The following is a 25,690-nucleotide window of genomic DNA, read 5'->3' as shown; positions in this document are numbered from 1 at the left end:
ATATGACTTTTGCGTTGCATGGAATTCCAGTATCGAAAGGCATTGCTATTGGCAAGGCGGTACTGATTTCGCGTGCAGCATTGGAAGTTAGTCACTATTTAGTCGAGCCCGGTAAAGAAGAAGCGGAGGCTCAAAAATTATTAGATGCTTTTAATCAGGTTCGTCTAGAGCTAGACCAATTACGCCATGGGCTTCCAAAAGATGCTCCGCAAGAGATGGCTGCGTTCTTAGATGTTCACGGCATGATATTGGCTGATCCTGCCTTGGCTGAAAAGCCTATCGCATTGATTCGTACACAGCGCTTAAATGCTGCGTGGGCCTTAACAACCGAGCTAAATGATCTGTTAGAGCAATTTGCGGATATTGAAGATGCCTATTTAAAGGAACGTGCTAACGACATTCGGCAGGTTGCTGAGCGAGTAATTAAAGCTTTAAATGCACAAAAACAAGACCCGCTAGTAGACCCCGATTTTTTGCCTACTAGTGATATTGGTGTTGAATCCATCATTGTTGCGCATGATATTGCTCCGCATGACATGTTGCGTTTTAAAGAACATGCTTTTACAGGCTTTGTTACTGATCTTGGCGGAAAAACATCTCATACAGCGATTGTTGCGCGAAGCATGGAGATTCCAGCTGTAGTAGGTGTAAGGCATGCCAGCGAAATGATTCGTCATGGCGATTGGCTGGTATTGGATGGCGAGCGAGGTATCGTGATTGTTGCTCCAGATGAGCAACTACTTGCCGAATATCGCAAGTTGCAATCTCAAGTCTTAAAAGAGACTCGTAAGCTTCAACAGTTAAAGCATGCAAAAACCGAAACTGCTGATCGTGTGGAGATTGAGTTATTTGCCAATATTGAATTACCGGAAGACGCTGTTCAAGCTGTAAAGCTGGGTGCTGTTGGTGTTGGCTTATTCCGCTCTGAATTTTTATTCATGGATCGGAAGCAGGCCTTACCAGATGAAGAGCAGCAGTATTTAGAATATCGTCGGGTGGTAGATTTAATGCATGGTTTGCCAGTGAACATTAGAACCATTGACGTTGGTGCTGATAAAGCATTGGGTGGCGCTGGCGATGTTGCGCAAACAGGCACATCGCCTCTCGGATTGCGCGCGATTCGCTGGTCCTTAACTGAGCCAGAAATATTCTTAACCCAGCTCAGAGCGATCTTACGTGCATCGGCCCATGGTCAGGCGCGTATCATGATTCCGATGTTGGCGCATGCTAAAGAAATTGATGAAACATTCCGATTGATTGAAAAAGCTAAGCAGCAATTACATCAACGAGGAAAAGCATTTAATCCGAATATTCAAGTCGGCGCCATGATTGAAATTCCTGCGGCTGCCTTAGTACTTCCTTTATTTATTGATCGCTTTGATTTTCTTTCAATCGGCACAAACGATTTAATTCAATATACCTTGGCAATTGATCGTGCCGATCATGCTGTTGCGCATTTATATGACCCTTTACATCCAGCTATTTTGAATTTATTGGCAAATATCATCGGGCAAGCTAAACGAGCGAATGTGCCGATTGCTATTTGTGGTGAGATGGCTGGAGACCCGACATTAACAAAACTTTTACTTGGTTTAGGTTTGACTGACTTCTCGATGCATTTCAGTCAGTTGTTGCTAGTGAAGCGAGAAATATTGAAAGCAAATGTAGGGCTTTTGAGAGCTCGCGTACCTAGAGTTTTAAAAGCATATGAGCCTGAAGAGCAGGCTAAGGCTTTAGAGCGATTACTTTCTTAGTTTCTTAATGTGTTGATCCGCATACTAAGCAGTCGGGATTGCGGCTAATACGGATTTCATCGATTTGGGTAGTCTGACCATTCCAAAGCAGCATTCGCCCAACCAAAGGTTCCCCGAAACCAATCAATACTTGTAGTGCTTGAGCAGCTTGCATTGCGCCAATAATTCCAACTAGGGGCGAATAGATGCCCATACTGGCACAACTGACTTCTTCAAATTTCTCCTCGGGAGAAAAGATGCAGGCATAACAGGGTGAGGATGAGTTGCGTGGATCAAACACGCTTAATTGACCATCAAATTTAAGAGCAGATCCCGAGACTAGTGGAACACGATGTCTAACACAGGCAGCATTAATAAGATGTCTGGTTGAAAAGTTATCCGTGCAATCCAAAACGATATCAACACTTGGTAGTAGATCATCTAAAAGCGTTGCATTAGCTTTTGATTGAATAGTTTCAATTTGAATATCAGAATTGAGGCGTTGCAAAAAATCTTTCCCAGATGCAACTTTACTTTCGCCAATGCTCCCTTCAGTGTGCATGATCTGGCGCTGTAAGTTGGTGAGCTCTACCGTATCGTGATCGATCAGGGTGATATGTCCTATTCCTGCCGCTGCTAAATAGGGGGCGGCAGCGCTACCTAGGCCGCCTGCGCCAATCACTAAGACATGCGAATGAATCAGTTTTTCTTGGCCATCAACATCAATTTCATCTAGCAATAAATGCCTAGAGTAGCGAAGTAGTTGCTGATCATCCATATGCTTTTGAAAAAGTAAAAGCTTTATTCAAGCTTGGAAGAAGATCGTTTTACAGGCTGTCCATTGATAAAGGCCACCGCTTGAGAGAGCATGAAATCATCAGCGCTGCCAAGTTCGATAGGCTTCTTATTTTTCTCCTTCTCTTTTTCTTCAGGAGTCTTCTTGGCATTTTTTTCTTCAATACGCTGCAACTCTTCGAGACGGCGTTGTTCTCGATCCTTAATGAGTTTATCTTCCGCAGATTGTTTATTGCGTAAATGTTTCTCGCTATCAATTTCACGAGTAATTAATACGTCATCTGGATCGCCATCCTTGTTTTGATCAACTGGAATATCTGGTTTCACACCATATGCTTGAATCGATTTCCCGCTTGGGGTGTAGTAATAGGCTGTGGTGATTTTGAGTGCAGAGTCGTTGGTGAGTGGGCGGACAGTTTGAACGGAACCTTTGCCAAAGGTGGTCTTGCCGATAATCGTTGCGCGTTTGTAATCTTGAAGTGCGCCAGCCACAATTTCAGAGGCAGAAGCAGAATAGGCATTTACCAAGACAACCATGGGCAATTTCTTAAATATAGGCGGCACACCAGCCAAAGGATCTCCAGGCTCATTTAGTCGGTACATGGCTGGCGTTGCATTAAACACTTGTTTCGAATCAGGCGATTGCCCTTTGGTTGAAACAATAATTGCATCAGCAGGCAAGAATGCGGCAGCTACACCGACTGCGCCTTGTAATAGGCCACCACCATTATTGCGAAGATCGAGGATGATGCCTTTTAATTTCGGATTTTGGTTAGCAATATCAGTTAACTTTTTAGCTAAATCTGGCACAGTTCTTTCTTGGAAGCTGGTGATTCTGACCCAGGCAATATCGTTATCCAGAATTTTAGTTTTAACGGATTGAACTTTAATTTCCGCGCGGGTGATTGTTACGGGAAAGCTACGTTCCTCGCTCTTACGAAAGACTGTCAAAGTTATTTTGGTGCCTGGCGTACCACGCATAGTGCGGACAGCCTTATCCAAAGACATTCCACGAACTGGTTTGTCATCCAGTCTTGTGATGAGATCGCCAGCTTGAAGTCCAGCGCGTGCAGCAGGGCTATCTTCAATTGGGTTTAAAACCTTCACTACACCATCTTCTGAGGTAATTTCAATACCAAGACCGGCAAACTTTCCTGTGGTCATTTCTTGCATTTCTGCAAAATCTTTTTTATCTAGAAAGGTGGAATGAGGATCAAGACTACTTACCATTCCTTTGACAGCATCAGTTAATAATTGCTTATCTTCAATAGGTTCAACATATTCACGCTTAATTTGAGCAAAGACATTTGAAAGTGTTCTTAACTCGTCGAGCGGAAGTTGTGTACTTTGCTGTGCAATAGGCTGTGAGCCCTGCTGTGCAGTCGCAGAGAGCTGGATGGTGGCTGCAACACCAGCTATGAGACCAATAGCTATTAAGGCAAAGTTCTTCAGAAAATGGCGCATATCTTTTTGCTTTAATCCAAATAAAAGTGTTGAATAGGTTTCAGGTTGTCATCTAGTTCGTAAACAAGAGGAATGCCGTTAGGGACATTAACCTCCATGATGGCTTCATCAGACATTTGATCGAGATATTTAATTAATGAGCGAATACTATTTCCATGTGCTACAAGGAGTACGCGCTTGCCAGCCTTGAGTGCGGGGGCAATAGATTCATTCCATAAAGGTAGAACTCGCTCAACGTTATCTTTTAGACATTCACCCAATGGAATATCAGATGAGTTTAGTTTGGAGTAGCGAGGGTCATTCTTGGGATTACGTTCGTCTTCGCTACCAAGAAGTGGAGGGCGCACATCATAAGAGCGTCTCCAGATATGAACTTGTTCATCACCATATTTGGCTGCTGTTTCGGCTTTGTTTAGACCGGTGAGCGCTCCATAGTGACGCTCGTTAAGCCGCCAACTATGAACAACAGGGAGCCACATTAAGTCCATGGTGTCTTGGACGTTCCAAAGAGTGCGAATCGCACGTCTTAAAACCGAGGTATAGGCGATGTCAAATTCATAGCCTGCTTTACGTAGGTTTTCGCCCGCGGCTAGGGCTTGTTCAGCCCCTTTTGGAGTTAGGTCGACGTCCGCCCAGCCAGTGAAGCGGTTTTCAAGGTTCCAGGCGGATTCGCCATGACGAATAAGGACAAGTTGTTTCATAGAGCCATTCTATAATCCAGTGATGAACTTTCTCACTCAAATTGATAATTTAGCGCTCATTGCCCTCCTTTTGGTTTCGGGCTTGGCGCTTTTCCTACCCACATTATCTACGCTTATTGGCGGAAAAGGCTTGTCTCCAACTGAGGCAACTATTTGGATTAATCGTCGCAAAGCATATGTGCTTGATTTGCGTTCCGAAGAGGTCTTTAAAACAGGGCATCTTCCTGGGGCGAAATTAGTCAATGCAGCTGACTTAACCGCAGGGATTGGAAAGTTGAAATTGGATCGTAAGCATCCCTTGGTGTTAGTTTGCGAGACAGGGGCTCAGTCACGTAAGCTTATGGTTGAAACTCAAAAACTGGGGTTTGCGGAAGTGGGTGTTTTAGAAGGCGGCGTACAGGCTTGGAAAGCAGCGGCTTTGCCTTTGGTGAAATAAGGGGAAATAATGCCTCCAGTAACAATGTATAGCACTCAAGTTTGCCCATATTGTGTAATGGCAGAAAAGCTTTTACTTAAAAAAGGCGTTGCTCATCTAGATAAGATTTTGATTGATCGTGATCCATCCCAAAGAGAAATCATGATGACTCGTACCGGGCGCCGAACTGTTCCTCAAATTTATATTGGCGATACCCATGTGGGTGGCTATGACGATTTAGTGGCATTAGATCGTGCTGGAAAACTTGATCCATTATTGGCTTAATTGATTAAATAAATTTATAAAGAAAGTTAGCAATGACCGAACAAACTTCTGCCCCACAAACAAACTCTGATCAATCTAAAGAGCCTAGCTTTCGTATTCAGCGAATCTATCTAAAGGATTTATCTCTTGAGCAGCCCAATGCTCCACAGATTTTGTTGGTGGCATCTGAGCCTCAAATTCAGGTTGAGATTAATATCTCGGTCGATCCTGTAAATAGCGAAATATTCGAAGTGTCCCTTGCTTGCACTGTTACGGCAAAGGTTGAGGGTAAAGTGCTTTTCTTGGTTGAGGCCAAGCAAGCAGGTATTTTTGAATTTATCAATATACCTCCAGAGCAAGTTGACCCAATGCTGGGTATTACATGCCCTACCATTTTGTATCCTTATTTGCGCTCCAATATCGCCGACACTATTAGTCGCGCAGGCTTCCAGCCAATCCACTTGAATGAAATTAATTTCCATGGCATGTATGAGCAGCGACTGATGCAGGCTCACGAAGCTGCAGCTAAAGATGCGCCAGCGGCAGATGAAAGCAAAATTATTCTTCCTCATTAAGTCTCTAAAACGAGCCAACAGATCATGAAAGTGACCTTGCTTGGTGCTGGTGCTTGGGGAACGGCGATGGCTGCGCAAGCGGCTCGTCATCTTCAAGGGGGTGATGTTTGTTTATGGTCTCGTAGCAAGCAACAATTGGCAGATATTCGTAAGAATGGCCAGAACTGCACTTATCTCCCAGGCATTCCGCTGCCAGAAGGACTCCAATTTGAGGAAGATTTATCTGCGGCCATTAAAAGACTCTCGAGCGATGATTTATTAGTAGTAGCAACTCCAATGTCGGGACTTTCGGAAACGATTGCTCAAGTTTTAAAGATTGCGCAACATCCCTTGAATATTATTTGGCTTTGCAAGGGACTAGAGCCCAATACCGCTTTATTACCGCATCAAGTGGTTGAGCGAGAAAATGCTCTTCATGCTCATGGAATCGCGCATGCATATGGCGCATTATCTGGACCTAGTTTTGCTCGTGAGGTTGGCGCAGGAATGCCTTGCGCCCTCACGGTAGCAAGTAATTCCGCCAAATTATGCGAGGTAGTCCAAGCTGCCTTTCATCACGGCAATATGCGCATTTACTCAAGCGATGATTTGGTTGGTGTTGAGTTGGGTGGCGCCATTAAGAATGTTTTAGCCATCGCAGCAGGAATTGGCGACGGCCTGGATTTGGGCCTTAATGCTCGTGCTGCAGTTCTTACCAGAGGTTTAGCTGAAATGATGCGCCTTGTAAAAGCTGCAGGTGGTAAATCAGAAACCTGTATGGGCTTGACTGGGGTTGGAGACTTAATTTTGACTGCTACTGGAGATCTATCCCGTAACCGTCGAGTTGGCCTTGAGTTAGCTGCCGGAAAATCTCTCCCCGAGATTCTTGCAAGTCTTGGTCATGTCGCTGAGGGTGTGCTTTGTGCTGCTGCAGTTAGAGATTTGGCTGTGCGTCTTGGTGTTGAGATGCCAATTATTGCCATGATGGGTGAAGTGCTAGCTGGAAAAATGAAGCCACATGATGCTGTCAGAAAGTTGATGGGGCGCGATCCAAAAATTGAATCGTAACCAAAGTCTATAAGACTTATCTTTACTGGCCACCCGCGAAGCCGTTTTGTCGCCAAGCCTCATATACAACGATTGCTACTGTATTTGACAGGTTCAGGCTACGACTACTATCTTGCATTGCTAATCGCATACGATTTTCAGCGGGTATGGAATTCCTTACCTCATCGGTAATACCTTTGGTTTCAGAGCCAAATACAAAATAATCATTGGGGGCGTAACTCCCTTCATGAAATTTCCCGGAACCCTTTGTTGTTAATGCGAAGAGATGTTGTGGATTGGGTTTCTCATCCTGTAAAAATTGCGCCCAATTTCTATGGACCTTGACTCTTGCAAACTCGTGGTAATCCAATCCAGCCCTACGCAGCTTTGCATCTTCCATTGGAAACCCTAAGGGCTCTATGAGATGCAACTTTGCCCCAGTATTTGCGCAGAGGCGAATGATGTTGCCGGTATTAGGCGGAATTTCTGGTTCGAATAAAACAATATTAAACATGTGGTACTCATTAAATTGGTCGCGCAGCTCTGAGTAGCACCCAATTAATTATGCGAGATACACCATTGTCCTTCAGAATGCGTGCAATTTCATTGAGAGTTGCCCCACTCGTCATGACGTCATCAAAAACAATGATCGTTTTATTTTGAATGCGTTCAACATATGCCTCTTCAATATAAAACATATCCCGTATTGCTACTTGACGATTACTTAGATTGCTGCCAGCTTGATGGCTTGAATAATGATGACGTTGGAGGATGTAAGGAGATTTGTAAATATGCTTACCGCATCGAATGCGTTTAGCAATTTCCCAACTTTGATTAAAGCCGCGTTGAGATAATTTTTTTGTGCTTAGTGGAACTGGAAACAAGTAATTTGCATTAGTGTTTTCAAGTTGCTGTGAGAGAAGCAAATTCCATATTGTGCTGAGGGCACTTCCGAATGCAATCCGCCTCTGATACTTGAACTCATGTAGTGGGTTTTGAAGTATGCCTTCATACCGATCAAGACAGTAAGTTTCATCAAAATTTGGTTGCAGCATTTGGCAGGTCGTACATTGTTGCCGCTTAATTTCTTGAGCCTCTAGTGCAATGCCGCATTGATGGCAGCACTGATAATTGAATAAGCCTTCGCTCTGCAAAGTATTTAAACAGCTTTTGCAAATTGAATATTTTTGAAACTTCTGACAAGTGATGCAGGAAGTGGGTAAAAGTTCTTCGCAAATGGTTTGAAGAATGTTCTCTGGAAATCGCATGGGGCGCTGAGTATACTGAGCCAATGACCCAGCCAATCAAATGGTTACAAGACGAAATTGCAGATCGTATGCTGCAGAAGTTAGACATCGTTAAGCTCGATGTAAAAGATATCCTGATCGTGCCAGATTTTCCTGGAAATCATTTAGGTGCAATTGCAAAGCGATATCCAAATGCACGTACTTTTAGTATTGCAGAAGAGGGTGTTTCTGGGATGCAAATGTGGCGTGCCAAAGCGATCAGTAATTGGCGATCTGCATTTGCTAGCAATACAACAGCCTTAGCAGCCTTCAGATCATCAGGCATATTTAATCTTCCAGATAATTCTGTTGACTTAGTTTTTAGCGATCTCTTGATGCAGGATCTGCCGGATCCCAAGCATTTTTTAAGCGAGTGTTGGCGGGTATTACGCGAGGGCGGTTTAATTACTTTTAGCTACTTGGGCCCAGATACTGGAAAAGAGTTGCGTTCACTAAGCATCCCGGAGCTAAAGCTAAAGAATTTATTAAGCCCTTGGGATATGCATGACATGGGAGATGCCTTGCTTTCTGAGCGTTTTTCTGACCCAGTAATGGATATGGAGTATCTGACCTTGGACTATGAAAAGCCGGTCCTATTGTTGGCGGATGTTAGTGCCCTGAAATTGATCCACCCCACCCCTCTTGCGATCAATGAAATGAGTGTTTTGCCACCAAAACTCACTTTAGAAGTGGTTTATGGGCATGCGTGGGCCATCGGAAAGCACCTTGCAAAAGCAAAGGACAACGTGGCCTATATTGATCTAAATCAAATTGGACGCAAGACTAGGTCAGATTCTGCTTAAGTGTAAGTACTTACTATCTTTTAAACCTTGACCAAGATTGGATCAAGCTGGGTTAACCCTGTTTGTTGTTGCGCTTAATTAACCCTATAATCACGGCAGGATGTATTGGCTTGAGACCGTTTTTTGGGCATTTTTTGGCATTTTTGCTACTTTGCTCACGACAATAAACAGAGAATAAGATGAATTTATTTGGAAAAGTCACTAGGGCTTCGCTCTATTTCGTAGCAGCTTTTGGCACTGCTTTTGCTTATGCAGCAGAAAATATGCCTGGTGGCCCAGCTGTCAATCAGCTGAATTTTGCCCCTCCAGCTACCAAAATCATGCAAGAGATCCATTGGTTGCATTGGATGATGTTGGTAATCTGCGCATTGATTTTCGTCGGTGTTTTTGGAGTGATGTTCTATTCCATTTTGAAGCACCGTAAATCATTGGGTCATAAGTCAGCATCCTTCCATGAGAGCACGACTGTAGAAATTATTTGGACTGTCATTCCATTATTGATAGTGATCGGTATGGCATTGCCTGCAACAAAAACAGTTGTAGCAATGAAAGACACAACCAACTCAGACATCACTATTAAGACCACTGGCTATCAGTGGAAATGGGGTTACGACTACATTAAAGGCGAAGGCGAAGGTATTAGCTTTTTGTCTACCCTATCTACATCACGCGAGGCCATTAATAACTTGGCTCCTAAGTCAGATACTTATCTGATGGAAGTCGATAATGAAATGGTTGTTCCAGTTGGTAAGAAAATTCGCTTGATCACCACTGCTAATGACGTAATCCATGCATGGACCATTCCAGCATTTGGTGTGAAACAAGATGCTATCCCTGGCTTTGTGCGTGACACTTGGTTTAGAGCAGAAAAAATTGGTACATTCCGCGGTCAGTGTTCTGAGTTATGTGGCGCAGAACATGCCTTTATGCCAATCGTTGTGAAAGTAGTTTCTCAAGAAGACTACACAGCTTGGGTTGCGCAGAAGAAAAAAGAAATGGGCGCTGGCGGTGATGATCCATCTAAGGTTTACACATTGGAAGAGCAAAAAGAGCGCGGTGCCAAAGTGTATGCGGCGAACTGTGCGGCTTGCCATCAACCAAATGGTAAAGGTGCAGGTGCATTCCCAGCATTGGATGGCAGCAAAGTGGTGAATGGTCCTAAAGCAGGTCAGTTCAACATCTTGATCAACGGTAAGGGCGCGATGCCAAAGTGGGCCGGTGTGATCTCTGATGCTGATATCGCTGCAGTGATGACCTATACACGTAACTCATGGGGTAATAAGACGGGTGAAGTGATTCAGACCCAAGAGGTTATTACCGCACGTGGTGGCAACTAATTCAGATTAACAAATACAGATAAAAACGAAACCGGAGTAATTTATGAGCACAGTCTCTACTACCCACGATCACGCACATGATCATGCACATGATGATCACACGCCACATGGTTGGCGTCGTTGGTTGTTCGCAACTAACCACAAAGACATCGGCACGATGTACTTGATCTTCTCATTCGTAAGTTTGTTAGCTGGTGGTGTGATGGCGTTAGGAATTCGTTTGGAATTATTTCAGCCTGGCTTGCAATTTTTGCGCCCTGAATTTTTCAATCAATTAACCACTATGCACGGTTTGGTGATGGTGTTCGGTGCAATCATGCCGGCATTCGTTGGTTTTGCTAACTGGATGGTGCCTTTGCAAGTTGGTGCGTCGGATATGGCATTTGCTCGCATGAATAACTTTAGTTTCTGGATTCTTCCAGTAGCTGCAACATTGTTGTTGAGCTCATTCCTTGTTCCTGGTGGCGCTCCATCTGGTGGTTGGACTATCTATGCTCCTTTGACTTCGCAAATGGGCCCTGGCATGGATATGGCAATTTTTGCTCTTCACTTATTGGGCGCCTCTTCCATCATGGGTTCGATCAACATCATCGTGACCATTTTGAATATGCGCGCTCCTGGCATGACATTGATGAAGATGCCAATGTTCTGCTGGACTTGGTTGATTACTGCTTATTTATTGATTGCTGTTATGCCTGTGTTGGCTGGTGCGATCACGATGGTTTTGACTGACCGTCATTTTGGTACTTCATTCTTCTCTGCTGTTGGTGGTGGTGACCCAATCATGTTCCAGCATATTTTCTGGTTCTTTGGTCATCCAGAGGTTTACATCATGATTCTTCCTGCATTCGGAATCATTAGTGAAATCGTTCCAGCGTTCTCCAGAAAAACATTATTTGGTTACAGCTCAATGGTGTATGCAACCGCATCGATTGCGATCTTGTCATTCATCGTTTGGGCTCACCACATGTTTGCAACTGGCATGCCAGTAACAGGCCAATTGTTCTTCATGTATGCAACGATGTTGATCGCTGTTCCAACTGGTGTGAAGATTTTTAACTGGGTTGCAACCATGTGGAAAGGTTCAATGACATTTGAAACTCCCATGTTGTGGGCTATCGGTTTTATCTTCGTTTTCACTATGGGCGGTTTTACAGGCTTAATGTGCGCAATGGCTCCTATTGATATCGGCATTCAAGATACCTATTACGTTGTCGCTCACTTCCATTACGTATTAGTTGCCGGTTCATTGTTTGCTATGTTCGCTGGCTTCTACTATTGGTGTCCTAAGTGGACTGGCTACATGGCTAGCGAAACTCGCGGCAAGATCCATTTCTGGGCTTCCATGATTTTCTTTAACATCACCTTCTTTCCAATGCACTTCTTGGGCTTAGCAGGTATGCCACGTCGTTATGCCGACTATCCAACTCAGTTTGCAGACTTCAATATGATTGCTTCAATCGGCGCCTTGGGCTTTGGTTTGGCACAGGTTTATTTCTTGTTCTTCGTTGTAATGCCAGCGTATCGCGGTCAGGGCGAAAAAGCTCCGATGAAGCCATGGGATGGTGCAAAAGGTTTGGAGTGGACTGTTCCATCACCAGCTCCGCACCATACATTTGAGACTCCGCCTAGTGCAGAGCAAATGCGTGAAGCAGGAATTTAATTCTTCACATAAACAAGCCCTAACTGCGAATAACCGTAGATTAGGGTTTGTGCTTTTGAGTATTGTGTTGGTGTTTTTTATTGGAATAATGATTAAACGGAGTGTGTTGGGTTAATCCAGCTTATTAGGATGGTTACAACTCAAACGTTAAATCGGCAGATTTTGTTAAAGCTTTTAGTAGCAGCAGTAATGATGTTTGGTTTTGGTTATGCATTAGTTCCAATGTATAAGGCCTTGTGTGAGGTTACTGGGATTAATGTGGTTACTAGTAAGAATGATTATGGTGTTCGTGCCTTTAGTCCTAATAAGGTTGGCAATACACAAGTTAATTATTCTCGTACGGTGACTATTGAGTTTGACTCAAATAGCCGTGGGCCGTTCACTTTTAAGCCAGTGAAGAACTTCTTGGAGGTTCATCCAGGTGAAATGACGGAGATTGTTTATGAAGTTACCAACAATCTCGGTCGTACAGTGCGCGCTCAAGCAATACCAAGCTATGCGCCTAAAAGTGCAACAGAGTTTTTTACGAAATTAGAGTGTTTTTGTTTTCAGGAACAAACGCTTGCAGCAAATGAAACGAAGAGGATGCCAGTGGTTTTTGTAATCGATGCAGGCTTGCCTGATGATGTAAAAACAATCACTTTGTCCTATACCTTCTTTGAGTTAGGTTTGGGTGGTACTCCACCAGCGCCAAAATCAAAGGTGGCTTCATGAAGAAGAAAAGTAGTTTTATGCAGTCGATGAAAGCCGTGATGTGGGGCTTTTTGGGTGTGCGTAAAAAAGCAGGTTTGCAGGAAGATGTAGCTTCATTAAGTTTTGTGCACATTATCATTGCAGGTGTAGTAGGTGCCTTGATTTTTATGGGTGTTCTCCTGTTGATAGTGAAAGCAGTTGTGTCCCATTGATTATTTTTTGATTGAATAGAGAGAATAAGATGTCATCCAATTCAACCCCATACTATTTCGTCCCTGGACTATCTAGACATCCTGCTATGGCTGCCGCCGGCTTAATTGCTTTTGGCGCCGGTATGTCAGGCTGGGTTAATCACACTTCTTGGGGCGGTCCTCTGACCTTAGTTGGCGTGGCTTGGATTTTGTTTGTGCTCTATCACTGGTTTGGCGATACGATTGCAGAATCAAATTCTGGCAAGAACGGTGTCAACGTTGACATTTCTTATCGATGGTCAATGGCATGGTTCATCTTCTCTGAAATCATGTTCTTCGGTGCATTCTTTGCTGCCTTGTTCTATGCACGCAATATCGCCATGCCTTGGATGGGCGATGTAGAAAGCAAATTGATTTGGCCTAATTTCCAGGCGGTATGGCCAAATGATGGCCCAGCTGGTTTGGTTGAAAAATTTACCACCATGGGTCCATGGCCAATTCCTACAGTCAACACTTTATTGTTGTTGAGCTCTGGAGTAACCATTACTATTGCTCACCATGCATTGGTAGAGAACCATATGAAGAAGGCGATTGTTTTTTTAGCCGCCACGGTTGGTTTGGGCGCTATCTTCTTGGGCTTCCAAATGTATGAGTACTACCATGCTTACCATGCATTGAACCTCAAATTAACTTCAGGTATCTACGGTTCCACTTTCTTCATGTTGACAGGCTTCCATGGTTTTCACGTGTTTCTTGGTGGCACTATGTTGGCAATTGTGTTGCGTCGTATGATTCGTGGCGACTTCACTGCTCAGCACCACTTCGCGTTTGAGGGCGCCGCTTGGTACTGGCACTTTGTTGACGTTGTTTGGCTCGGCCTCTACATCGCTGTTTACTGGATGTAAGCAATTAAAAATCGGGGCTTAAAGCCCCGATTTGTTTTTAAGCTCCCAAGATTATTGGGCGACTTAATTAGTGCCCACTTTAATTCCGGTAGCTTGTATCAGTCCGAAATAATTGGCCAAAAGGATGCCAATAAATAACGCGATAGATAGGCCAATGCGAAGCATTAACGAGTGAACCATTCGTGCGCTATTGCCCCTATCTTTCATCATGTAATACAGGGCTGATCCTAAGCTAAAAACTATCATTAGTAGGACAATCGGAATAAGCCACTTCATTTCAAATCCTTATTTATCAATCTCTTGAACAGTCTTTTTATTGCCCTCATTACTAAGCGCATAGTCGCTACTGTATCAGCCTTACTGGTTATTGGGATTGGCTGTGGGGCGGGCATTTGGCAGTTGGGCAGGGCGGATACCAAAATTGCCTTGGCAGCGAATTTATTGGCTAAACAACAAATGCCTATTTTGAGTGCAAATGCAGGCTCCTGGACCTTGGAGGAGGCATCTGAGCGTCGGATGATTGCTCGGGGTGAATATATTCCCGATGCAGCAATTTGGTTGGATAACCGACCAAGGCCAATTCCTCCAGTTGGAAGTGCTAATGTGCAGTCGGGCTTTTACCTGATGATGCCACTGAGACTTGAAGGTAGGAATGAGGTTCTATGGGTAAACCGTGGATGGGCGCCACGCAATAATGAAAATCGCGAAACTCTGCCGCCAGTCCAGACTCCAAATAGGGTGGTAAATATCGAAGGTATTGTTTTTGCACAGCCTGGCAGGGTATATGAGCTGGGTGGTGGTAAGGCAGATATTGATCCTGCTAAGCCTAGAATCGAGCAAAACTTTGATTTAGTGGCTGAGGGCAAATTACATGGATGGCAGCAAAGCCCCTTTATTTTGCGTGAGGTCGACACTGGCATTGATGATGGGTTGTTTCGTGATTGGGCGCCTCTGACGACTGGTGTCGATCGCCATTATGCTTATGCATTCCAGTGGTTTGCTTTGGCTTTTGCTGGATTTTTATTTTGGCTATTAACGGGTTTGCGGCAATACAAACGTCAGGGCTTTATGAATGGGGATCAAGGGTGAGCGATAAAGATTTGTTAATTCCGGCATCGCAGATAGATTCGTCTGCTATTAATGCACGTACTCGCCGTGGTCGCATTCAGATGCTGTTGTTATTACTTGCTTGTGCTTCACCAGTGATTGCATCGTATTTTGCCTACTATGTCATTAAGCCCGCAGGTGGAAAAACGAATTTGGGAACCTTGGTTTATCCAGCGCAAGAATTTAATGCAGCTTGGCTTGACACACCAACTCAGGGTAAATGGACCCTTTTAATTGCACGCCCCGCAGATGATTGCCAATTAAAAGATGAGAAATGCATTGAGGCCTTGTTTTTAATGCGTCAAGTAAGAGTTGCCATGGGAAGAGAAAGTGGACGCTTGCAACTTATATGGGTGAACACAGATGGTAAGCCAGTTGATCGAGAAGTAATCAAGATTTATGACGAGAAAGTAGCAGGCTTAAAGGTAGTTGCGCTTCCAGCAGATCCAAAGCTCAGGTCTGAATTTGAGGCTTGGCTAAATAAGGAAGGTGCAGGCCAACAGATTCAGTTGCTCGATCCTACGCCTGCAAAGATGATGTATTTTCCAGTTACTAATTCTCCAAAAGAATTTTCTAGCATGAAAAAGGATTTGGAAAAGCTCTTAAAGTTAAATCATAAGGGTGAGAATTTGTAATGCCAAGTTTGATGTTATTTCTGGAGTTAGCAGCGATCGCTATTGTTTTTGCAGGCTTGCCGCTTCTTTATCTGTGGAGGAAGCCAGGCTATAGTTTTTTTCAGAAACTCAATTGGTTTTTAGTTTTTATGACTTTCGATTTAATTGTTTTCGGCGCCTTTACTCGATTAACTGATTCAGGTTTGGGCTGTCCTGATTGGCCTGGATGTTATGGCGCATCCAATCCTTTTCATGCGCTAAGCGATATACAGCAAGCTGAAAGTGTGCTACCTAGTGGTCCTGTGACAGTAATTAAGGCCTGGATCGAAATGATCCATCGCTATTTGGCAATGACAGTGGGCGCATTAATTTTGGTACAAGTTGGGCTTGCTTTTAAAAAGATGAAGAGCTTGGGAAACAAGCCCCTATATGGTAGCTTGGGTTTGTTGTTATTAGTCTGTATTCAGGGTGCATTTGGTGCATGGACGGTCACCCTTAAATTGCAACCAATTATTGTCACTACTCATTTGATGCTGGCCCTAGTATTGCTGGCGTGTTTGACTGCATATGCCCAACAATCATGGGAAGAAAAAGTTTCTTCAGTGCGTGCTATTCGGATTCGGCCGCTTTCAGCGCAATTGATATTGCTCGGCTCCATCACTCTATTTATTCAAGTTTTTTTAGGTGCTTGGGTGAGTACCAACTATGCGGTTTTGGCATGCCCTGATTTTCCGACTTGTTTAGGTAGCGCCTGGCCTGAGACAAATTGGAGTGAAGGATTTACTCTTTGGCGCCAGTTGGGTTTGAATGCTCAGGGTGAATTTATCTCCCCTGTAGCTCTTCAAACTATTCATTGGGCACATCGTCTATTTGCAGTAGTGGTGTTAATAGTGTTGGGTGCTTTAGGGTTAAAAGCCCTTCAACTTGCAACCCCCGTTCTATCGGATCTAAGTCGAGTGGCCAAGCTGATGTTGGGGGTGTTGTTATTGCAAATTGCTACCGGTATATCTAATGTAGTGTTCCAGTGGCCCTTATTAGCGGCTTTATTGCATACTGCTGGCTCTGCTGCTTTGGTATTCTGTTTGGTCAGAATGAGTTTTTGGGCTTCTTGGAGGCCCATCATTCAAAAGAAGACGGCATCAATATGAGTGACTCTAAAACTAGCGCAGTAGTGGCTATGCCACGTTGGCGTCAATATTGGGTTTTAACTAAACCCAGGGTAACTCAGCTCGCCGTTTTTTGTGCGGTAATTGGAATGTTCTTGGCAACGCCTGGCATGGTTCCATACCCAGTGCTCTTGGGAGGCATTGTCGGAATTTGGCTTTTAGCTGGTGCAGCATTTGCGGTGAATTGCCTGATTGAGCAAGCTGTTGATGCCAAGATGAAGCGTACTTCTTGGCGTCCATCTGCTACTGGCGAAGTGACACCATTTCACATTATTATTTTTTCGATCATTTTGGGTTCGCTCGGAATGATTATCTTGTGGAATTTCTGTAACCCGCTAACGATGTGGTTAACACTCGCAACATTTGTAGGTTACGCGGTGATCTATACCTGGTTGCTAAAGCCTGCGACACCACAAAACATCGTGATTGGCGGATTGTCAGGCGCTATGCCGCCAGCACTTGGCTGGGCGGCGGTAACAAATACACTCTCTGCAGAAGCTTGGCTCTTGGTTTTGATCATCTTTGTGTGGACGCCTCCACACTTCTGGGCGCTGGCCTTATATCGTCGTGATGACTATGTCCAGTCAGGATTGCCAATGTTGCCAGTAACTCATGGTGAGCGTTTTACGCTTTTAAATATTGTGCTCTATACGCTAATCTTGATTGCTGCCACTTTGCTGCCTTACATCTATGGCATGAGTGGTCTTGTGTATTTGGTATCAGCAATTATTCTGGGTTTATTGTTCTTGGCTTATGTGCTGGCGCTATTTATTTCTTATAGTGATGCGCTGGCTAAAAAAACATTTCGTTTTTCAATCACCTATTTATCGCTGTTATTTGCAGCGCTCTTGGTAGACCATTATTTTCTCTAAGATCCATATGAATTTTCTGCGCCTTTGCTTTTTAACAGCCATCTTTTTGGTGTTGTCTGCATGTAGTCCAAAGCAAGAATTCAAAAATATTGACATCACGGGTAGCACCGCTTTTGGAAAAGACTTTAGCTTGGTGGATCCCGATGGAAAAGTACGGACCTTGGCGGACTTTAAGGGCAAAGTAGTGGTGATGTTTTTTGGTTACACCCAGTGCCCTGATATATGTCCAACCACTTTGACGGAAATGCAGCAAGTCATGTCTCTAATGGGGCCGCAGTCCGATAAGGTTCAGGTGTTATTTGTAACGGTAGACCCAGAGCGTGATACAGCAGAGATTCTGAAACAATATGTGCCCGCTTTTGATCCTCGTTTCTTGGGTTTACGTCCAGCAGACGAAGCATCCTTGGAGAAAGTTGCTAAAGACTTTAAGATTTATTACAAGAAAGTGCCAGGTAACAAGCCTGGGTCCTATACGATGGATCACACAGCAGGTAGCTATGCATTTGATCCTGAGGGTCGCTTACGCTTGTATATCAAGCATGCCCAAGGTCCGGAGACCTTGGCTCACGACTTGAAAGAATTGCTAAAGTAATAAAGCGGAAGATGTTTGCTTAGGCTGCTTGTAGTAAACCACGCATCTTTTTCAAAGCGGCAGTTTCGATTTGACGAACCCGTTCGGCAGAGATGCCGTATTCACTCGCAAGATCATGCAATGTCTTAGTGCCATTGCCTTCAGCATCCATTGCCAACCAACGGGATTGAACAATGTTTCGACTGCGTTCGTCTAATGCCATCAGGGCTTGATCCAACTTAGGTCCTTGTAGTGCATCAGCTTCAGCGCTTGCAATGCGAGCAGTGGGCTCTTGAGAGCTATCTGCTAGCCATTGAATAGGTGCATATGCTGAGTCATCATCATTGTCATCGCCTTCAAGCGCTACATCACCACCAGCAAGGCGCATTTCCATTTCTTTAACATCAGAACCCTTAACATCGAGGGCTTTGGCCAAGGCATCTACCTCGCTAGGAGTAAGTGCGCTTAAAGTCGGTTTGTTGCTACGTAAGTTAAAGAATAATTTACGCTGTGCTTTAGTAGTTGCAGTTTTTACTAAACGCCAATTTTTGAGAATGTACTCATGAATCTCTGCCTTAATCCAATGGATTGCATATGAAACTAAACGTGCCCCATTGCTTGGGTCATAACGTTTGACTGCTTTCATAAGGCCGATATTGCCTTCTTGAATTAAGTCAGCGTGTGGAATGCCGTAGCCAAGATATTGACGTGCAACAGAGACTACTAGGCGCAAATGCGAGAGCACTAAAGTTTTAGCAGCATCCACATTTTCTGTGCGACGAAACTCCTGCGCAAGATGCAATTCTTCTGCAGCGCTGAGCATTGGTACGCGATTGACGTAGGCAATGTATGAGTCGAGAGTGCCAACCCCAAGAGTTGGCAACATTGGAAATGCAGACGCCGTCGCAGGCTGCGCGACAGGCAGTTTTTGCATATTCGGTTTGTCGGATTTCTTTTGTACCATTTTTTCTTATAAATATGAGGTGTTAATAGAGTTCTATTTTAGCACTCTTGTCAATAGAGTGCTAATGGTTTTAAAGGCTTACAAGTTATTGATTTAATTGAATAATTCAGAGGAATATTGCCCTGCTGTAAAGGGGGCTAAATCTTCAATTCCTTCGCCTTTACCAAGGGCAAGAACAAATGGTTTTGGCGCTTCTTGCAGGGTGTGGGCTAATGCGCAAATAACACCGCCTTTGGCGGTGCCATCAAGCTTCGTAACAATGATTCCAGTTAGTCCTAGGGCTGCATGAAAGGCCTTAACTTGGCTTAAGCCGTTCTGTCCTGTATTGCCATCTAGAACGAGCAATGTATGGTGAGGTGCGCCAGGAAGAGCTTTGCCGATTACTCGCTTTACTTTTTTGAGCTCTTCCATCAAATGGTCTTGAGTGGCAAGTCGACCTGCTGTATCAATAATAAGAATGTCGCATTTACGTGAAATGGCAGCGTGAATTGCATCATGTGCAACAGCAGCGGCATCACCACCTTCTTGAGTAATGACATCAACTTGGTTGCGACCACCCCATTCTTGTAATTGATTGCGGGCGGCCGCCCTGAAGGTATCTCCAGCGGCCAATAGGACTGATTTGCCTTGAGATTGAAATAATCTGCAAAGTTTGCCAATGGTTGTGGTCTTGCCTGCGCCATTTACCCCTACTACTAACCATACTTCTGGAATATTCACTTTTTGATTGGCAAATAATGGGTTTGGCGACAGTTCAATTGCGCCAAGCAAAGAGCTGACCTCTTCAATAAGGAGTGCTCGCAACTCTTCTGGGCTAGAAGCTTTTTCTGATTTTGCGGCTTTACGAAGTTTGCTAATGAGTTGTTCGGTCGTAGGAAGTCCCACATCGCTTTGAATGAGTGAGTCTTCTAATGCATCAAACCAAGATTCGTCAACTTTGCTTGATTTAAAAAGGGATCCGAGGGTTTTACGTAAGCCAAACATAATCGATACAATTTAAAACTTGCATCTTATCAATTTAATTCTTGGGATATGGTGATTTAGCAGATGCTTTCCAATTTACTCCGAATTTTCTTCTTATTCTTGTTATTTGCCCAGTTCAATTGGGCTATTAGCGCTGAGTCATCAGATACCCATCAATATCAATTAAGTAATGGACTGAAGTTGATTGTCAGAGAGGACCATCGCGCTCCAACAGTAGCTCATATGGTTTGGTATCGCGCAGGCTCTATGGATGAGGTAAATGGTAAGACAGGCGTTGCCCACGTACTTGAACACATGATGTTTAAGGGTACCGATAAGGTGAAGGCGGGTGAATTTTCGCGTTTAGTCGCAGCTGTTGGGGGCCGTGAAAATGCTTTTACTTCCCGTGATTACACTGCTTACTTTCAACAAGTTGAAAAATCAAAATTAGAAGACGTTATTAAACTTGAAGCAGATCGCATGTCTAATCTGAACTTTGATAATGCTGAGTTCTTAAAAGAAATTCAAGTCATCATGGAAGAACGTCGTTTAAGGACGGAAGACAATCCAAGCAGTTTGTTAAATGAATCGCTCATGGCTACTGCTTACATGAGCTCGCCTTATCGTCATCCCGTCATAGGATGGATGAATGACTTACAGAACATGAAGGCATCTGATGCGCGTGATTGGTATCGTAGTTGGTACGCACCAAATAATGCGACAGTCGTAATCACTGGGGATGTCGACGCCAAAAAAGTGTTGGGCTTGGTGGAGAAATATTATGGGGCTGCAACTGCTCACGAGTTGCCTGTTCGCAAACCACAGATTGAGCCACCTCAAAAAGGGATGAAGCGGGTCCAAGTGAAAGCGCCAGCTGACAGTGCTCAGTTGGCAATGGCCTGGAAGGCGCCCCGCCTAGAGCCTGGGAAGTTGGATGATCCCGAACCATACGCTCTTGAGCTGCTGACAGCAGTCCTTGATGGTTATGACAATGCTCGCTTGAATCGTACGCTCGTTAAGCAAGAAAAAGTGGTGAATGATGTTGGTGTGGGTTACGACATGATCTCTCGCGGACCGGAGCTGTTTCTAATTAGCGCAACTATGGCGAAGGGTAAGACGGTTGATCAGGCGCAGGCAAGTATTCGGAAGGCTCTTGATGATCTAAAGCAAAAGGGAATACTAGAGTCGGAACTCAAGAGAATTAAGGTGCGCATTTTGTCAGAGCAAATCTATAAGCGCGATTCTATCTTTGGACAAGCCATGGAAATTGGTAGCACTGAGATGGCTGGTTTCTCTTGGAAAGACATTGATTACATGCTGGAAAAAATGCAGACCATTACGCCTGATCAAGTTCAGGCGGTTGCCAAAAAATACCTAGTAGATGAGGGCTTGACGATTGCGGTGCTTGATCCACAAGCTCGTCAAGCTAATGGCATGGAGGGTAAGAAATGAGGTTTACATACCAGCTTATTTCAACATGCCTCTTAACTTTGGTATATATCGGGAATGCAAATGCCATTTTGCCAATTGAAAAATTAGATGGTTATAAAGGCGCTAAGGCATATCTAGTACAAACTAAAGCCTTGCCTATGGTGGATATTGAGGTCAGCATTGATGCTGGCGATCGTTATGACCCTCCCAACAAGAGCGGTTTGGCAGACATGACTGCAGGCCTAATGAATTATGGCGCTAGAGGTGAAAAAGGGATTTTAAGTGAAGCTCAAATTGCCGATGAAATTGCTGATTTAGGCGCCAATATTGGATTGTCTGTTGGCGGTGAGCGCGCAATTTTGCGCATTCGTAGTTTGAGTAGAAAAGACTTGCGCGATAGGGCGGTTCAATTAGCTGCTGCGATGTTGAGCTCACCAACTTATGATCCAAAAATTGTAGAACGTGAAAAGCAGAGAACAATCACGAGTTTGCAAGAAGCGGAGACAAAGCCTGAGTTTGTTCTTGAGCGCCGTTTCAAAAAATCAGTTTATGGAAATTATCCATTAGCCAATGCCCCAACAACCAAGTCAATTGCTGCAGTAACACCTGCTGATTTAACGCAATTTCATAAACAGTTTTACCGCGGTGATCGCATGATTGTGAGCATAGTTGGGGATGTTGATCGTTCGCAGGCTAATGAAATCGTGCAAAGTTTGTTAAAGCAAATTCCTTCAAATAGTCAGCCGATTCCGAAGTTGCCTGAATTAGAGCGCTCTCCCATTGAGCCTTTGGCTCAGCGAGAGATATTTATTCCTTTTGACTCTCAGCAAGCACATATAGCAATGGGGATGACTGCGGTGGCGCGTAGTAATCCCGATTACTTTCCCTTGCTTGTGGGCAACTATATCCTGGGTGGTGGTGGCTTTGTTTCTCGTTTGATGTCAGAGGTGCGAGAAAAGAGGGGGCTTGCATACAGCGTGTTTAGTTATTTTGCCCCCGGAAAAGAGAATGGCATTTTCCAAGCTGGACTACAAACGAAGAGTGATCAGGCTAGCTTAGCTTTAGATGTGATGAGCTCGACTATTGCGCAATTTATTGCTGATGGACCTTTGCCATCTGAACTTGAGGCTGCAAAAGCAAACTTAATTAATGGCTATCCTCTTCGTATAGATAACAATCGTAAGTTATTGGATAACGTTTCTTCAATCGCTTGGAATGATTTGCCTTTAGATACGATGGATGTATGGACTAAGAAAGTCGAGGCAGTTACATTGGAGCAAGTGAGGGCGGCATTTCAAAAATACCTTGCAATGGATCGAATGAAGATTGTTGTCTTGGGAGCAAAAAATAAATAAGCCCATTAAGACCTTAAAAAAAGAGCTGCCCAAGAAAATTCGAATTATTGGCGGCAATTGGAGAAGTCGTCTGATAACCGTTCTAGATCTTCCAGGATTACGCCCAACGACCGATCGCATACGCGAAACTCTATTTAACTGGTTGGGGCAGGATTTGACGGGCTTGCGTTGCTTGGATCTCTTTGCAGGAACTGGCGCTTTAGGATTTGAGGCTGCCTCAAGAGGCGCTGCGTTAGTAGTTTTATTGGAAAAAGAAAAAAAGGCTTGTGCAAACCTCAACACTAATTTTGCTTTATTACAGTCATCCCCAGCATCTGGGCATGTAGAAATATTGCAACGAGATAGTCTTGAATTTCTGAAGCAACAGCCAAATCGTTCCAGCAATTTAATTTTCATTGATCCTCCATTTCAGGACTCAAGTCTGTTGGATCGAGCCGTCATTGAGGCTGGCAGAGTCTGTGATGACTCTGCTGGAGGCGGTATTTACGTGGAATTTCCCTCTAGTCGACAGCGTGAAGAGCTGGAAGCTCTCCTCCCGGAATGGCATTGTGGAAAATACTTAGAGGCTGGGCAGGTAAAAGCTTGTCTTTTTCGTGGTGGAAAAGGCTAAACTCTTGCCTGTAGCCGAAAAAGCCTTAGGAGTCTTATGACTGTTGCTGTATATCCTGGAACATTTGATCCATTTACTCGTGGTCACGAGGATTTGGTGCGACGCGCATCAAGCATCTTTACCGAATTAATTGTGGGTGTTGCTGATAGTCGCAGTAAGCGTCCATTCTTTACCTTAGAAGAGCGCATAGATATCGCAAAGGAAGTGCTTGGCCATTATCCAAATGTAAAAGTGGTTGGCTTTAGTGGCTTGTTGAAGGATTTTGCCCGCGAACATAACGCGCGAGTGATCGTTCGTGGATTGCGAGCAGTATCTGATTTTGAGTATGAATTTCAAATGGCAGGTATGAATCGTTACCTATTGCCTGATGTTGAAACTTTATTTTTAACGCCATCTGATCAGTATCAATTTATCTCTGGTACCTTTGTTCGTGAGATTGCCTCTATGGGCGGTGATGTGAGCAAATTTGTATTTCCTTCTGTAGAGAAATGGTTGGTTAAAAAAATTGCCTCTGGCGCTCAGAATAAAGAGTGAGGTTAGTCAGTAAATCATGGCATTAATGATTACGGACGAGTGCATCAATTGCGATGTGTGCGAGCCAGAATGCCCAAATGATGCTATATACATGGGTCTGGAAATTTATGAAATAGACCCTGATAAATGCACAGAATGTGTTGGCCACTATGACGCTCCACAGTGTCGCCAGGTTTGCCCAGTAGACTGCATTCCATTTAATCCGCAGTTTGTTGAAACTCCAGATCAGTTAATGATGAAGTTTAAGCTTTTGACTGCTGCAAAAAAAGCCAATACAGCCTAACTGAGTCAGGCCTACACTATCCCTTCGAGTGCAATTCCATCATCGCGGTTTGGGTATCGCCTTTTAAAAAGAGTGGCAATATTTGCAGGCCATTCTCAATACTGGTATCAATGAGTTTTTGCTCGGCTAACTGAGGTCTGCGTAGTACATAATCCGCAACATCCATGGGGCGACCATCCCCTGCTAAATCTCTCGGATGGCCAATACCTAGGCGTAAGCGCCAATAATCAGGGGTGCTTAAATGCGCCTGAATATCTTTCAAGCCATTGTGTCCGCCAGTGCCACCGCCTAATTTCAGGCGCGCCGTTCCCGGTTTTAGATCAAGCTCATCTTGAACTACCAAAATATCTGCGGGAGTAATTTTATGAAAGCGACATAGCGCTCCAACGGATTGACCACTCAAATTCATATAAGTGCTTGGCTTAAGAAGATAAAGATCCTCACCTTCCCATTTAGTTTTACCTACCTTGCCATGAAAACGTTTCTCAGATTCAAAACGAATGTCGAATTGTTTTGCTAGGGCGTCAACAAACCAAAAGCCAGCATTGTGTCGATCTGCTTCGTGCTCATCTCCGGGGTTGCCTAGGCCAACAATTAATTTAGTCATGCAGAGAGTTTAAAGATATAAAAGTATTTCGCCAAAAAGAAATGAAATGAGCAAATAAGAAAGCCCGCATAAGCGGGCTTTCTTAAATAAGAGCTTAAGCTAAAAATTAAGCTTTGTCCTTACCCGCATCAGCAGCAGGAGCTGCAGCCGCTGGAGCAACAGGAGCTTCAGCAGACTCAGCAGCTTTAACTGCTGGGATACGTGCATTTACAAGCACTGGATTTTCTTGCTCAACATGCAATACCAAGGTAACGCCTTTTGGCAATGCAATATCTTTAGCGTGAATACCATGTCCAACTTCAATCTTGGATAAATCTACCTCAATGAACTCTGGCAAATCTGCAGGGAGGCAAGATACTTCGATTTCGTTAAGTACGTGGCTGATAACAGCGCCTTGCAATTTCACGGCAGCTGAAGTTTCAGCATTTGTGAAGTGCAACGGAACGCGCATATGTACTTTCTCGGTCGCAGAAACGCGCTGGAAGTCAATGTGCAATACCAATGGCTTAAATGGATGCATCTGGTAATCGCGTAACAACACTTTTTGTGTCTTACCTCCAACTTCCAAATCCAAAATAGATGAGTGGAATGCTTCTTTACGGAGAGCATGGAATAACGCGTTATGGTCTAACTCGATGACCATGGCTGGATCTTGACTACCGTAAACGATTCCTGGAGTTTTTCCAGAATTGCGCAGACGGCGGCTCGCACCCGTTCCTTGTACGCTTCTTTCAAAGGCTACTACTTTCATAATTAATTCCC

Annotated in this window: 32 protein-coding genes; 22 read left to right on the top strand and 10 right to left on the bottom strand. The window is 44.1% G+C overall.

Annotated features, from left to right (window positions below):
* Positions 1 to 2 precede the first annotated feature (2 nt).
* The gene (ptsP, locus tag FD973_RS10375) at positions 3 to 1,754 is read left to right on the top strand and encodes a phosphoenolpyruvate--protein phosphotransferase (RefSeq protein WP_215323541.1); all 1,752 of its coding nucleotides are present in this window, start codon (positions 3 to 5) and stop codon (positions 1,752 to 1,754) included.
* Positions 1,755 to 1,758: 4 nt separating this feature from the next.
* Here the strand turns inward: ptsP and FD973_RS10370 are convergent, their stop codons facing one another.
* Genes FD973_RS10370 through gpmA form a run of 3 tightly spaced genes read right to left on the bottom strand, consistent with a single transcriptional unit; the run spans position 1,759 to position 4,693 of the window.
* Positions 1,759 to 2,511: a HesA/MoeB/ThiF family protein gene (locus FD973_RS10370; RefSeq protein ID WP_215323539.1), complete on the bottom strand. Its 753-nt coding sequence runs from the start codon at positions 2,509 to 2,511 to the stop codon at positions 1,759 to 1,761.
* A 23-nt stretch (positions 2,512 to 2,534) separates the two neighbouring features.
* On the bottom strand, positions 2,535 to 3,992 hold the full coding sequence (locus FD973_RS10365) for a S41 family peptidase (RefSeq protein WP_215323537.1): 1,458 nt from the start codon (positions 3,990 to 3,992) through the stop codon (positions 2,535 to 2,537).
* An 11-nt stretch (positions 3,993 to 4,003) separates the two neighbouring features.
* On the bottom strand, positions 4,004 to 4,693 hold the full coding sequence (gene gpmA, locus FD973_RS10360; RefSeq protein ID WP_215323535.1) for a 2,3-diphosphoglycerate-dependent phosphoglycerate mutase: 690 nt from the start codon (positions 4,691 to 4,693) through the stop codon (positions 4,004 to 4,006).
* 22 nt (positions 4,694 to 4,715) lie between these two features.
* On the opposite strand from gpmA, the gene FD973_RS10355 reads away from it, so the two are divergent.
* From FD973_RS10355 to FD973_RS10340, 4 genes are read left to right on the top strand one after another with little or no spacing between them, the layout of a single operon-like run.
* Complete coding sequence (locus FD973_RS10355) at positions 4,716 to 5,129, top strand: rhodanese-like domain-containing protein (protein WP_215323534.1); 414 nt, start codon at positions 4,716 to 4,718, stop codon at positions 5,127 to 5,129.
* Positions 5,130 to 5,138: 9 nt separating this feature from the next.
* Entirely contained in the window at positions 5,139 to 5,393 is a 255-nt protein-coding gene (grxC, locus tag FD973_RS10350; RefSeq protein ID WP_215323533.1) for a glutaredoxin 3, read from the top strand.
* 32 nt (positions 5,394 to 5,425) lie between these two features.
* The gene (gene secB, locus FD973_RS10345) at positions 5,426 to 5,947 is read left to right on the top strand and encodes a protein-export chaperone SecB (RefSeq protein WP_215323530.1); all 522 of its coding nucleotides are present in this window, start codon (positions 5,426 to 5,428) and stop codon (positions 5,945 to 5,947) included.
* A 24-nt stretch (positions 5,948 to 5,971) separates the two neighbouring features.
* Positions 5,972 to 6,994: an NAD(P)H-dependent glycerol-3-phosphate dehydrogenase gene (locus FD973_RS10340; protein ID WP_215323528.1), complete on the top strand. Its 1,023-nt coding sequence runs from the start codon at positions 5,972 to 5,974 to the stop codon at positions 6,992 to 6,994.
* Positions 6,995 to 7,016: 22 nt separating this feature from the next.
* Here FD973_RS10340 and trmL read toward each other — a convergent pair whose 3' ends face one another.
* Positions 7,017 to 7,487, bottom strand: a complete 471-nt coding sequence (gene trmL, locus FD973_RS10335; protein WP_215323526.1) for a tRNA (uridine(34)/cytosine(34)/5-carboxymethylaminomethyluridine(34)-2'-O)-methyltransferase TrmL — start codon at positions 7,485 to 7,487, stop codon at positions 7,017 to 7,019.
* A gap of 10 nt (positions 7,488 to 7,497) precedes the next feature.
* Positions 7,498 to 8,028, bottom strand: coding sequence for a ComF family protein (locus FD973_RS10330; RefSeq protein ID WP_251368777.1), 531 nt, complete (start codon positions 8,026 to 8,028; stop codon positions 7,498 to 7,500).
* 236 nt (positions 8,029 to 8,264) lie between these two features.
* Between FD973_RS10330 and FD973_RS10325 the strand changes: the two genes are divergently transcribed.
* From FD973_RS10325 to FD973_RS10295, 7 genes are all read left to right on the top strand, one after another.
* The gene (locus FD973_RS10325) at positions 8,265 to 9,062 is read left to right on the top strand and encodes a class I SAM-dependent methyltransferase (RefSeq protein WP_215323524.1); all 798 of its coding nucleotides are present in this window, start codon (positions 8,265 to 8,267) and stop codon (positions 9,060 to 9,062) included.
* Between the two features lie 179 nt (positions 9,063 to 9,241).
* A complete protein-coding gene (gene coxB / locus FD973_RS10320) occupies positions 9,242 to 10,399 on the top strand; it encodes a cytochrome c oxidase subunit II (RefSeq protein WP_215323522.1) in 1,158 nt (385 codons plus the stop codon).
* A 43-nt stretch (positions 10,400 to 10,442) separates the two neighbouring features.
* Entirely contained in the window at positions 10,443 to 12,062 is a 1,620-nt protein-coding gene (gene ctaD / locus FD973_RS10315) for a cytochrome c oxidase subunit I (protein ID WP_215323516.1), read from the top strand.
* Positions 11,962 to 12,177, top strand: coding sequence for a cytochrome oxidase small assembly protein (locus FD973_RS11105; RefSeq protein WP_215323514.1), 216 nt, complete (start codon positions 11,962 to 11,964; stop codon positions 12,175 to 12,177). The genes ctaD and FD973_RS11105 overlap by 101 nt, the downstream gene beginning before the upstream one ends.
* A 14-nt stretch (positions 12,178 to 12,191) precedes the next feature.
* Positions 12,192 to 12,776 carry a cytochrome c oxidase assembly protein gene (locus FD973_RS10305; RefSeq protein ID WP_215323512.1) on the top strand — a complete coding sequence of 195 codons (585 nt, stop codon included), beginning with the start codon at positions 12,192 to 12,194 and terminating at the stop codon, positions 12,774 to 12,776.
* Complete coding sequence (locus FD973_RS10300; RefSeq protein ID WP_114690197.1) at positions 12,773 to 12,967, top strand: DUF2970 domain-containing protein; 195 nt, start codon at positions 12,773 to 12,775, stop codon at positions 12,965 to 12,967. The genes FD973_RS10305 and FD973_RS10300 overlap by 4 nt, the downstream gene beginning before the upstream one ends.
* A gap of 29 nt (positions 12,968 to 12,996) precedes the next feature.
* Positions 12,997 to 13,851: a cytochrome c oxidase subunit 3 gene (locus FD973_RS10295; protein WP_215323510.1), complete on the top strand. Its 855-nt coding sequence runs from the start codon at positions 12,997 to 12,999 to the stop codon at positions 13,849 to 13,851.
* A gap of 63 nt (positions 13,852 to 13,914) precedes the next feature.
* Here the strand turns inward: FD973_RS10295 and FD973_RS10290 are convergent, their stop codons facing one another.
* On the bottom strand, positions 13,915 to 14,127 hold the full coding sequence (locus FD973_RS10290) for a twin transmembrane helix small protein (RefSeq protein WP_215323508.1): 213 nt from the start codon (positions 14,125 to 14,127) through the stop codon (positions 13,915 to 13,917).
* Positions 14,128 to 14,151: 24 nt separating this feature from the next.
* Between FD973_RS10290 and FD973_RS10285 the strand changes: the two genes are divergently transcribed.
* The 5 genes from FD973_RS10285 to FD973_RS10265 are packed head-to-tail and all read left to right on the top strand — an operon-like array spanning position 14,152 to position 18,202.
* Positions 14,152 to 14,940: an SURF1 family protein gene (locus FD973_RS10285; protein ID WP_251368776.1), complete on the top strand. Its 789-nt coding sequence runs from the start codon at positions 14,152 to 14,154 to the stop codon at positions 14,938 to 14,940.
* A complete protein-coding gene (locus tag FD973_RS10280) occupies positions 14,937 to 15,593 on the top strand; it encodes a hypothetical protein (RefSeq protein WP_215323507.1) in 657 nt (218 codons plus the stop codon). The genes FD973_RS10285 and FD973_RS10280 overlap by 4 nt, the downstream gene beginning before the upstream one ends.
* The gene (locus tag FD973_RS10275; protein ID WP_215323505.1) at positions 15,593 to 16,720 is read left to right on the top strand and encodes a heme A synthase; all 1,128 of its coding nucleotides are present in this window, start codon (positions 15,593 to 15,595) and stop codon (positions 16,718 to 16,720) included. Before FD973_RS10280 ends, FD973_RS10275 begins: the two co-directional genes overlap by 1 nt.
* On the top strand, positions 16,717 to 17,610 hold the full coding sequence (cyoE, locus tag FD973_RS10270) for a heme o synthase (protein WP_215323503.1): 894 nt from the start codon (positions 16,717 to 16,719) through the stop codon (positions 17,608 to 17,610). Before FD973_RS10275 ends, cyoE begins: the two co-directional genes overlap by 4 nt.
* A 7-nt stretch (positions 17,611 to 17,617) precedes the next feature.
* Positions 17,618 to 18,202: an SCO family protein gene (locus tag FD973_RS10265; RefSeq protein ID WP_215323501.1), complete on the top strand. Its 585-nt coding sequence runs from the start codon at positions 17,618 to 17,620 to the stop codon at positions 18,200 to 18,202.
* A 19-nt stretch (positions 18,203 to 18,221) separates the two neighbouring features.
* On the opposite strand, the gene rpoH is transcribed toward FD973_RS10265, so the two are convergent.
* Both rpoH and ftsY read right to left on the bottom strand, forming a co-directional pair.
* Positions 18,222 to 19,145 (bottom strand): RNA polymerase sigma factor RpoH, encoded by a 924-nt coding sequence (gene rpoH / locus FD973_RS10260; RefSeq protein WP_215323499.1) that lies wholly within the window; start codon positions 19,143 to 19,145, stop codon positions 18,222 to 18,224.
* A gap of 93 nt (positions 19,146 to 19,238) precedes the next feature.
* Positions 19,239 to 20,129 (bottom strand): signal recognition particle-docking protein FtsY, encoded by an 891-nt coding sequence (gene ftsY, locus FD973_RS10255; protein ID WP_215323498.1) that lies wholly within the window; start codon positions 20,127 to 20,129, stop codon positions 19,239 to 19,241.
* Between the two features lie 63 nt (positions 20,130 to 20,192).
* On the opposite strand from ftsY, the gene FD973_RS10250 reads away from it, so the two are divergent.
* Genes FD973_RS10250 through FD973_RS10230 form a run of 5 tightly spaced genes read left to right on the top strand, consistent with a single transcriptional unit; the run spans position 20,193 to position 24,321 of the window.
* The gene (locus tag FD973_RS10250) at positions 20,193 to 21,560 is read left to right on the top strand and encodes a pitrilysin family protein (RefSeq protein ID WP_215323496.1); all 1,368 of its coding nucleotides are present in this window, start codon (positions 20,193 to 20,195) and stop codon (positions 21,558 to 21,560) included.
* Positions 21,557 to 22,894: a pitrilysin family protein gene (locus FD973_RS10245; RefSeq protein ID WP_215323495.1), complete on the top strand. Its 1,338-nt coding sequence runs from the start codon at positions 21,557 to 21,559 to the stop codon at positions 22,892 to 22,894. The genes FD973_RS10250 and FD973_RS10245 overlap by 4 nt, the downstream gene beginning before the upstream one ends.
* Positions 22,869 to 23,504: a 16S rRNA (guanine(966)-N(2))-methyltransferase RsmD gene (gene rsmD / locus FD973_RS10240; RefSeq protein ID WP_251368774.1), complete on the top strand. Its 636-nt coding sequence runs from the start codon at positions 22,869 to 22,871 to the stop codon at positions 23,502 to 23,504. The genes FD973_RS10245 and rsmD overlap by 26 nt, the downstream gene beginning before the upstream one ends.
* 36 nt (positions 23,505 to 23,540) lie before the next feature.
* Positions 23,541 to 24,038, top strand: a complete 498-nt coding sequence (coaD, locus tag FD973_RS10235; RefSeq protein WP_215323493.1) for a pantetheine-phosphate adenylyltransferase — start codon at positions 23,541 to 23,543, stop codon at positions 24,036 to 24,038.
* Between the two features lie 16 nt (positions 24,039 to 24,054).
* A complete protein-coding gene (locus tag FD973_RS10230) occupies positions 24,055 to 24,321 on the top strand; it encodes a YfhL family 4Fe-4S dicluster ferredoxin (protein WP_215323491.1) in 267 nt (88 codons plus the stop codon).
* Positions 24,322 to 24,337: 16 nt separating this feature from the next.
* On the opposite strand, the gene pth is transcribed toward FD973_RS10230, so the two are convergent.
* Together pth and FD973_RS10220 are read right to left on the bottom strand one after the other, a co-directional pair.
* On the bottom strand, positions 24,338 to 24,928 hold the full coding sequence (pth, locus tag FD973_RS10225; protein ID WP_215323489.1) for an aminoacyl-tRNA hydrolase: 591 nt from the start codon (positions 24,926 to 24,928) through the stop codon (positions 24,338 to 24,340).
* Positions 24,929 to 25,034: 106 nt separating this feature from the next.
* On the bottom strand, positions 25,035 to 25,679 hold the full coding sequence (locus FD973_RS10220; RefSeq protein ID WP_215323487.1) for a 50S ribosomal protein L25/general stress protein Ctc: 645 nt from the start codon (positions 25,677 to 25,679) through the stop codon (positions 25,035 to 25,037).
* Positions 25,680 to 25,690: the final 11 nt, after the last annotated feature.

Origin of the sequence: Polynucleobacter sp. MWH-Braz-FAM2G (genome assembly GCF_018687635.1) — a bacterium.
In the GTDB taxonomy this organism is placed as follows: domain Bacteria; phylum Pseudomonadota; class Gammaproteobacteria; order Burkholderiales; family Burkholderiaceae; genus Polynucleobacter.
This window is presented reverse-complemented; position numbering and strand designations above follow the sequence as displayed.